The sequence below is a fragment of the Xenorhabdus sp. PB30.3 genome (assembly GCF_963895965.1).
Taxonomy (GTDB): domain Bacteria; phylum Pseudomonadota; class Gammaproteobacteria; order Enterobacterales; family Enterobacteriaceae; genus Xenorhabdus; species Xenorhabdus stockiae.
In genome coordinates, this window is sequence record NZ_CAWQMW010000029.1 from 1 (window position 1) to 9278 (window position 9278).

6 protein-coding genes are annotated in these 9278 nt (G+C 40.0%); 4 read left to right on the plus strand and 2 right to left on the minus strand.

All coding sequences use genetic code 11. The features are described 5' to 3' along the window. Positions 1 to 408 precede the first annotated feature (408 nt). From AACX38_RS02955 to AACX38_RS02970, 4 genes are all read left to right on the plus strand, one after another. Positions 409 to 3402: an autotransporter serine protease gene (locus AACX38_RS02955; RefSeq protein WP_228865689.1), complete on the plus strand. Its 2994-nt coding sequence runs from the start codon at positions 409 to 411 to the stop codon at positions 3400 to 3402. A 193-nt stretch (positions 3403 to 3595) separates the two neighbouring features. Then, positions 3596 to 5077 carry a trypsin-like serine peptidase gene (locus AACX38_RS02960; protein WP_228865690.1) on the plus strand — a complete coding sequence of 494 codons (1482 nt, stop codon included), beginning with the start codon at positions 3596 to 3598 and terminating at the stop codon, positions 5075 to 5077. A gap of 194 nt (positions 5078 to 5271) precedes the next feature. Next, positions 5272 to 6477, plus strand: coding sequence for an MFS transporter (locus AACX38_RS02965; RefSeq protein WP_228865691.1), 1206 nt, complete (start codon positions 5272 to 5274; stop codon positions 6475 to 6477). Between the two features lie 50 nt (positions 6478 to 6527). Next, on the plus strand, positions 6528 to 7307 hold the full coding sequence (locus AACX38_RS02970; protein ID WP_228865692.1) for a class I SAM-dependent methyltransferase: 780 nt from the start codon (positions 6528 to 6530) through the stop codon (positions 7305 to 7307). Positions 7308 to 7409: 102 nt separating this feature from the next. On the opposite strand, the gene AACX38_RS02975 is transcribed toward AACX38_RS02970, so the two are convergent. Beyond that, positions 7410 to 8408 (minus strand): hypothetical protein, encoded by a 999-nt coding sequence (locus tag AACX38_RS02975; protein WP_099122907.1) that lies wholly within the window; start codon positions 8406 to 8408, stop codon positions 7410 to 7412. Then, entirely contained in the window at positions 8398 to 9255 is an 858-nt protein-coding gene (locus AACX38_RS02980; RefSeq protein ID WP_228865693.1) for a TauD/TfdA dioxygenase family protein, read from the minus strand. Before AACX38_RS02980 ends, AACX38_RS02975 begins: the two co-directional genes overlap by 11 nt. Positions 9256 to 9278 lie beyond the last annotated feature (23 nt).

Below are 9278 nucleotides of genomic sequence, written 5' to 3' on the forward strand. Positions count from 1 at the left end.
ACATTAACTATATAAACAAAAAAAATAGAAATTAAATCAGTTTGAAGTATTTTTTATTTTAAGAAAAAATCTCACATAAAAATATAACACACTGATTAAATTAAACTAATTCCATGCAGTCAAAATGAAAAAACCATTAAGATCATAAGATTTAAGTTAAATTATTCCTTGCTTTTAGCTTTTACTTATTATTTTATAATAGGCCACTGGCAGGAAATTAATATTACTCACAGAGTATTAATCACCATTATCAGAACTACTCCCGAAATGATAGCTCATTTCTATGACAAACTGATGTCGCCAGAAACATATAGTTTTAAATCAGATTTTATTATAAATATTTTTGAGTGATTATTTATCAACCAGTCATTCAAAATAATTCACTATATGAGAAACAGGCTTATTGCTATGAAAAAAAACAATTCCGTAAAACCTATTGTTTTGTGGATATCATTATTATGTGGACTTTTACCTACTACCGCATCAATGGCTGATAACAGATATCAGGAACAGGGTCAGCTAAATTCACCAGATAGTTGGTTATCCTATGAGTTTAAACGCCAGTGGGGATTAACGGCTATTGGTGCACATTATGCCTACGCCCGTGGTTATACGGGTAAAGGTATTAATGTGGGAGTTCTGGATGAGAGAGTGACTCATCATGCTGAATTCGCAGATAAACTTAAAATATTAAGTCCCGAAGATCCGGTGAACTATGATGAAGACAAATCAGGCAATATCACTTTCGGTGCCCATGGGAATCATGTCTCAGGTATTATTGCGGCAAACCGAGACGGCAAGGAGATGCATGGAGTCGCATTTGATGCTGGCTTGATTACAGGTAAGTTTTTAAATAATTACTACAACAGAACAGAAGCGATGATCCAAAGTGATGCTCGGATTATCAACAATAGTTGGGGAGTTTATCCTGAGATTAATCTAGATGCTAACGGTAAACCGATAAGACGACCAGATGGTACGTTGGATTATGTCGAAGTCACACTGCAAGATGTTATTAAAAAGGCTGAACCATTTAAAGGATGGTTAGATGGTTTCAGCCGTCATCCAATACCAGAAGAAGATTATCCATTTTCCGGTCTCATCAGAAGTGCATCCTTACTTCGTGCTGCCCGACATGATAAGTTAATTGTTTTTGCTGCCGGAAATTCAAATAACTATAACGTTACTGGATTAGATGCAGGTATGCCGTTTTTCTTCCCTGACGTATTAAAAAATTATCTTAATGTCACCAACCTGACTCAGGAAAAGGAACTGGCTCTGTCATCAACTATTTGTGGGTATACTGCCAGTTATTGTCTATCTGCACCAGGCTCATACATTTACAGTAGCACAGGTAAGTTCGTTGATAAAATACACAAGGATGATCTGGTTAAAGGCGAGATTAAAGCTGAAATTGACCCTTCTTCTTATGCTCGCTACAGCGGTACATCCATGGCAGCACCACATGTCGCCGGCGCAGCCGCCGTCCTGATGCAACGCTTCCCTTATATGACAGCAGCCCAAATTTCTGATGTTCTAAAAACCACAGCGACAGATTTGGGTGAAAAAGGGATCGACGTACGCTATGGCTGGGGATTATTGAACCTGAAAGATGCCATTGAAGGCCCGAAAATGTTTATCACTAAGGACGATATTCCGGCTGAATTTTATATTCCGGAGTCCTATGAGGATACGCAGTTTGTCGCGAATATCGTCGGTATTGGCGGTGTATTAGAAAAAGGTACGACGGTAGAACGCACATGTGACAGCATCGAGTGTGCCTATGACTACTGGAGTAATGATATTTCCGGTCACGGCGGATTAACCAAAACCGGTAAAGGCATGCTGGAACTGACCGGTAAAAACAGCACCTATCAAGGCCCGACAATAGTAGAGCAAGGTCAGTTAAAGATTAGTGGTGGCATCACTTCTGAGGTTACTGTACAGAATGGGGCTTCACTAAGCGGAAACGGTACTACTGGTTCACTCACGTTCGAGGAAAATTCACACTATCTGGTTAATATTGCCAGAAATACCCAAGTGTTAATTGATCGAATTTCAAGCCGTGGTTCAGCGAAGTTAAGAGGTGGCTCGGTACAAGTCTGGTTAGAAAGTAATAGCAATCTACTCGCAAAAAAAGAAGTTGGTAGTCTGCTTGAACCACATAATATCTTACAGACAAGCGGCGAAGTCACTGGTAAATTTTCGACTGTAACCATGGCACCGAACTATGTGTTCATTGATAATCAGCTGAAGCTTAGTTACCTTCCTGATCGCGTTATGCTGAATATCAACCGTAACGCCACCTCATTCGCCAGTGTGGCGAAAACCGCCAATGAGCGCGCCATCGCCAATGCGGCGGATAAATTGCATCTGGGGCATCCGGTATATGAAAGTATCCTGATGTCGGATACGGCGGCACAGGCAGGCAAAGCATTTCAACAACTGTCTTCCGGTCAGATCCACGCCGATATCGCGTCTGCACAAATCAACGGCAGCCGTTATCTGCGCGATACCCTGAATACGCGTTTACGTCAGGCAGAGGGTGGATTAGCAAATCAGGAGATCAAGGCTGACCAAAACGGGGTCTGGGCACAGATCAGCAGTAACTGGCAACGTACTGATAATAGCAGTGAAGCCAACGGTTATCGCATGTCTAACTACGGTGTATTTCTGGGGGCTGACCGGGAATTAGCGAATGACTTGCGTCTCGGCATGGCCACCGGTTTCACCCGCTCTTCCCTGCGTGGCGGTGATAATACTTCCGCAGGCAGTGATAACTTCCATCTGGCATTTTATGGCAGCAAACAACTGGATGCTCTGGCCTTGCGTACGGGTATCGCTTACAGCTGGCACCGGTTTGATACCGAGCGTTCAGTAGCCTTCGGTAATCAATCTGACAACCTGAAAGCTAAATATGGTGCGCAAACCGGGCAGTTATTTGCGGAAGCCGCTTACGGAGTCAATCCGGACTGGCTGAATCTGGAACCTTTCGCCAACCTGTCCCATGTTAATTTCCGCAACGATGGCATCAATGAACAAGGTGGTGGTGCTGCCCTGACCGGTAAAAAACAATCGAAGAATGCCACACTCTCGACATTAGGTTTGCGTGTGAACCAGAACTGGCAGACGCAGGATCAACTGACTGTCGGCATGTATGGTGAATTAGGCTGGCAACATCAGTTCGGTAATGCCGCACGCGACAGTCAATTGAGTTTCAGCAACAGCGATGTGTCATTTACGGTCAACAGCGTCTCCGCTGCGCGTGATGCGGCGGTCATGAAAGCCGGAACTTCTCTGAGCATTAATGAAAATACTCAATTGTCAGTGGGATATAACGGCATATTATCAAGCAGCCATAAGGACAACGGTGTGTTCTTTAATGCTAATTGGAAATTCTAGTCAATAAAAATTATTATAAATCAACAAACTCACTGGTGGCGCTAGCTGGCAGTGAGTTTTTATTTTATTTCTTATTTATTTCTCAATTGCCAGATTTGTATACGCAAAGGCACAAAACAGTTAAATAGAACTTATTAATATTAATCCTGATAATAGCCTCCGAGTCATCGACATAACCTAAAGGAGGAAAATTATGACTTATCGTAAAGCCCTATTAGCTAGTTTAATTTCTATCGCAGCGTGCTCAAATGCTTTGGCTAATGAAGCCCCATTAATGAAATCTACTGATCCTGGTGCTGATAAATTCAAAACTGTCGGTAAATTTATGGGTGGTTCGCATTGTACCGCAACCCTGATTGCTGGCGAAAATACACCGGCTAAAGATACAGCAGCGCTAATCGTAACAGCAGGTCACTGTGTTGAAAATAGCAGCAATACAAATGAAGTCATTGTTGATCAACCAGCATCTGAATACTGGGAATTTACACCAGATTATTTCATTGATAAAAAAGACAGTCTTTCACCAATAAAGATTGATCGTATTTTATATTCAACCATGAAATATGAAGATATCGCTGTCTTACAATTGAAAGCAACTTATGGTGATTTGGCTCAAAAAGGCTATCATCCACTGAAGCTGAAGAAAAATCTTTCGATGGAACATCAGCCTATCGTGTTAACTCACATTCCTGTCAATAATGTTGACTATGATTCCACTTATCTCAGGAAATCTGAATGTGATATTACCGGAAAAGCGCCTGTACTCTATGAAAGCTCCATTCCATGGCTGTGGTCCCCGGTTTTCTCTGTTAACTGTGCGGGTGTCGTTGGCGGAACGTCTGGTTCTCCTGTTTTTGAAAAAGGAAAAACAGATGTTATCGGTATTCTAAACACGACTACCGAGCCGGGAATGAATGGTTGCGGAAGTGGCAGACCGTGTACGATTGAAGACAATAAAGGTGTTTCGGCAGAAGGTGCCAGCTATTTTATTCCTGTAGACTCTATTGCTAATGCAATAACCAAAGACAATAAACTGGATCTGTCTAAACTTGAAAATAATAGCGGTAATTTCTTAGAAAGAAGCCAGTTTTGGTCACCTTGGGTTACTCAAAGTGTTGTTGATGGTGAAAAAGCTAAATGGGATGTGGTCATTAAAGAAGACGCTGATGTCAAAAATATCCGCTATAAAGTCGGATTAATCAGTGAAATTGACTGTAAAGATGCAAGCGGATATGGTGCTCCAGTTTCTGCCAGCCAGAAGCCACTGGAAAATCTGTTAGTACCTGAAGGCGAAGGTATCTATAAACTCTGTGCTATTCATCAGAATAATTCTGGTAAGTGGCAGAACGCAAAAGATGCATCTGTGATGTTGCGGGAAATTGATGATACTCCACCAACCACTAAGCCAACTATTCGTTATGATGACCATGGAACTGACAATTGGTTTGTAACGATTGAAGCTCTGCCATATGAACTTTCAGGGCTGACACAAGTAAAATACGGTCCTAAAGCAGCAACGGACTGTGAAGATAAATCAGGTTATGCTCCTTTGTGGAGACCTGTCAATCTGGCTAAATCTGAAGCACCATGGCGTGTTTGTGCATTCAGCCACGATGTAGCAAAAAATGAAAGTCCGATTAGTGTACTTGATCTTGAAGCAGCCTCTGCTAAATAAGTAATAATCACCAACCTCACTGCCGGCAATCGCTGGCAGTGAATCTGAACTAACTCATCTGAATATCTGCATTACCCAAACTCTCCCCCTACTCATCCGTATCTATTTTTCAATACGAAACGCATTCGCTTAAAACTTCATTAGTTGTTCATCTGACCCTACGCAATCTATTTTTTTACTAAGGAGACTTTAATATGTCACCACGTATTGTATCGCCTGTCGCTTCGCCCTTTATTTTGCTGATATTTTCGTGTGCTGTATTTTTTATCGGTACGACAGAGTTTATGTTAGCCCCTATACTCCAGCCATTAGCTGAGGCATTTAACACAACAACCGATAAAGCTGCCTGGCTGGTATCTGGTTATGCTTTCTCTTATTCGCTTATGGCACCCGTTTTTGGCTGGTTATCAGATAGGATAAACCGGCCTAAATTGTTGCTGGCATCTTTATTCTTTCTTTCACTGGATGGGCTGCTATTAACTATAGCGCCCAATTTAGCAGTTGCTATCGGGCTACGTATTTTTGGGGGTATCGCAGCGGCTGCATTGATTCCAACTATTTTTGCTTTGATTGCAGAGATTTTTCCCCTTCACAGGCAAGCTTCAGCAATGGGGATCGTTATGCTCGGTATGACTATAGGAATTGTTACTGGCCCTGTCTTTGCTGGTGTTTTAACTGAGAAGTTTAATTGGCAGATGCCATTTTTGATTAGTGCGATAGGGTGTTTTTTGCTCTGCATTTTAAGCCAAAAACAAGTATTACACCTAAAGTACAATTCACACCAACCTTCAGGAAAAGAAAAAATAAAACTTCCGTTGGTAAAGTTTCAATGGATATCTCAGGGTGAGTTAATCCGCCCTCTTATTGCAAAAGGACTTTGGAATGGAACGGCAGTGTCTGCTTTTATCTTATCTGGAGAAGTTTTGCGGCGTTATTATGATTTAGCAACAGACACGATTGGTATATCTGTATCCGTATTTGGTATCGGGCTTGGCATTGGCAATTTATCCATAACTTTTGTGAAGCGTAGAGGTATTCGGGATGAATACATACTACTGTTGACAATAACCTTACTTTTCGTAGCTTGTACGGTATTTATGCTAATTCCATTATCCCTGCTTTTCAGCCTGAGTTGTCTAATGTTATGGGGTTATGCTCAAGGAATTGCAGCCCCTGTTAGTACCTCTATTCTGGCGAATCGGGCCAAACAGAATAAAGGCCAGATATTAGCAGTATCAGAAAGCTTCAATAACCTGACAATTTTATTCTTACTCCCTATTGCGACTGTACAGTTAACTCAACATAGTATTGTCGCTACGATGATCACTCTGGGAAGCTGTCTGCTAGCGGGAATTGGGCTGACATTAAAAGATTTTTTAGTGACACCGTCACTTAACTGAGGCCGAAGTTTGAAATTCATTTAGTAAATCCATTAATGAAGGAAACTCAAATGGCAATTGATTTTAATGCAAAAGAGAACCGGCATACTTATCTTGGACGCGATGTACAACAGGAATGGTACGATATAATTCATAGTTTGACTGAGCCTAAAGGTAAAGATATCGCAGATATTGGCTGTGGTGGCGGGATTTACTCTCGGGCATGGGCTAATCTGGGAGCAAAGAGCGTCACTTGTGTTGATTTTTCAGATCAAATGCTAGCTGATGCGGCTGAGAATACTCAGGAGTTGAAAAATATCACCCTCAAAAAAGGGAATGCTCTCCATACCGGCCTTCCCGAAAACAGTCAGGATATTATATTCGAGCGTGCACTTATTCATCATATCAGCGAAGAAGACAGAGTAATTTGTTTTGCCGAAGCCAATCGTTTATTGCGATCAGGGGGTATGTATATCTTACAGGATCGAACTGTTCAGGACGTTAACCTGCCAGGCTCACCTGAACACATTCGTGGTTATATTTTTGATGTTTACCCACATTTACGCGATTTTGAAAACCAACGGAGACCTGATACCGACAATGTGATTAATGGGTTTAAGGAAGTCGGATTTAGGCATGTAAACACGCTTTCTTTTTTAGAAAAACGCACTACGTATAATGATTTTTCACAATTAGCGGACGATTTTCGATTACGGAAAGGACGTTCTATTTTTCACGAACTGAGTGATAAAGAAATAGCTTATCTTGTTGATTATATAAAGAACTCCCTTCCCTCTTTAACCAATATTGTTGAAAATGATTATTGGACTATTTGGACAGGTATTAAATAAATAACATATATATGTTACTAAAAACTCAGTCTCGACTTTGTCAATTAAACGATTTCGTCACTAATCAAAAAGATAAAGCGAGACTGAGGTAAGTTTTATTAATTAAGTGTTTTGGGCACAACGGCGTGTATCAGATACACCACACATTTTGGGGCTGGCTAAAGGTGAGGATGAAGAAATGACTTCTTGATTGGTTTTAACCGGATCGATAAATAATTTATTAATATCATCCAGTTTTAAATTAGATAGGTAGCTGTTGTTAATTCCTTGGTAGTTTTCTGGGATTGTTGTTGTTGTTGGAAAAATAAGTTTCTCAGGATATAAACGACCGCTCCAAAATTCATCTCCTTTTTCTAACGGCCTAGTCATTCTCTGATCTATTAACTCAGAAATCTTTGCATCATATGGAAACCGCAAGCTATTTTCGGCTGCTGGATAATCATGTTTCACCATCCAGTTGACAATATTTTCCTGACGTTCCATTAAAGTAATATCTTTAAAAAAACCAGTTAGCACAATAGGAACAGTAATACCTCCAGCATTTCGATACTGTTCAATAAATTCAAGCCGTTTCTTTAATTGCTCATTTGTATCCAGTGCACTCACCGAAACTCTCATTTCTGCTCTGACAGCGACTAAGCGCTGCATAATATTATCCTGAATATTCCTGAAAGCCTTAGTAATGAAAATCATCAGTAAATTAGCATCTCTGGCCAGTTCAGCAATGCGGGTTGAAAGTGACCAGTTCCACGAAGGATCGCTATTCCATCCACAGCGGATATATTTCTGTGAATCAGGAAGTGAACGTAAGTCAGAATTAAAAATATCTTCGTCTAAATAATTATCTACCCTTTTACCAAAATCAATGCCATTTCTCCAACTGGAGATAGCAGCAAAACACATTCCATAACAAGCCATACTTTCTGGTAAACAACCAGTTACAACATCAGAAGTTAAACTATCGAACGGTAAACCTCCTGTAATACCAGCCCTAATCAGCATTGCTTTTGCAGGCTTAAGAACAGCATCTTGAGTGTACCCTCTGTTGCTGTCTTTAACCAGATGCTTAATGAAGCTTTCATTTTCTTTCTTAATATACATAACTATTTTCCTCGATTTTTCTACCAGGTATTTTGGGCTGGTAGCACTCATCGGGATAAATTTTTAATGCCTTAATAAACCTATTACCGTTAAAACATTCCCGTCGATGTAATAGTTGGCTGTTGTCATATAAAATAAGGTCTCCTTCTGACCATATATGTGAATAAATATTTTCAGCAGATAAAATCCTTTCTAGAACAGTTTGTTTTATTTTTCCCGATTGAGGTAATGTTTCACTATTATCAATAAATTCAATGGTATTTTCACTTACATATATATACTCCCTTTCTGTCTTCTCGTTTTTAATTATTACAGGGTGCGCTACTGTAATATGAGGAGCATTATCATGAGAAGCTGCGGGTTGTCTGGTTGACCAGAGTTTATTTAATACTGAAACTTCATCAGTAGAAAAACCCAGATAATCAATAGATGTTGATGCAAAAGAGGTATTACCACCATTACATTGTGTAACAACACCATAAAGAATGCTGACAGAAGCAGGATTAACCCGAAATTCTTGATCAGAATGCCAGTAATCAGTATCACTTCCTGAGAAACCTAATGGACTTCCACTCTTATCATTCAGGTTTGTTAGATAAGCAATATGTTTTCTATGATCAGATAAAGAAATTTTCCTAGCTGGCTGCTCTAATTTCCCATTTCCTATTTCGCGAGCTAAATTAACAAGTGATTCATCATCCATCCTTTGATTATTAAAAATTAGCAAACCAAAAATAGAAAGGTATTCTTTTATTCTTATATAATCTCTGGAAGATAATTTAGAAATATCATCACAATTAACATACGCACCATAATGTTTTTTAATGGGCTTTATTTCTAATGTCATATAATAATCTCATGCTATATTAG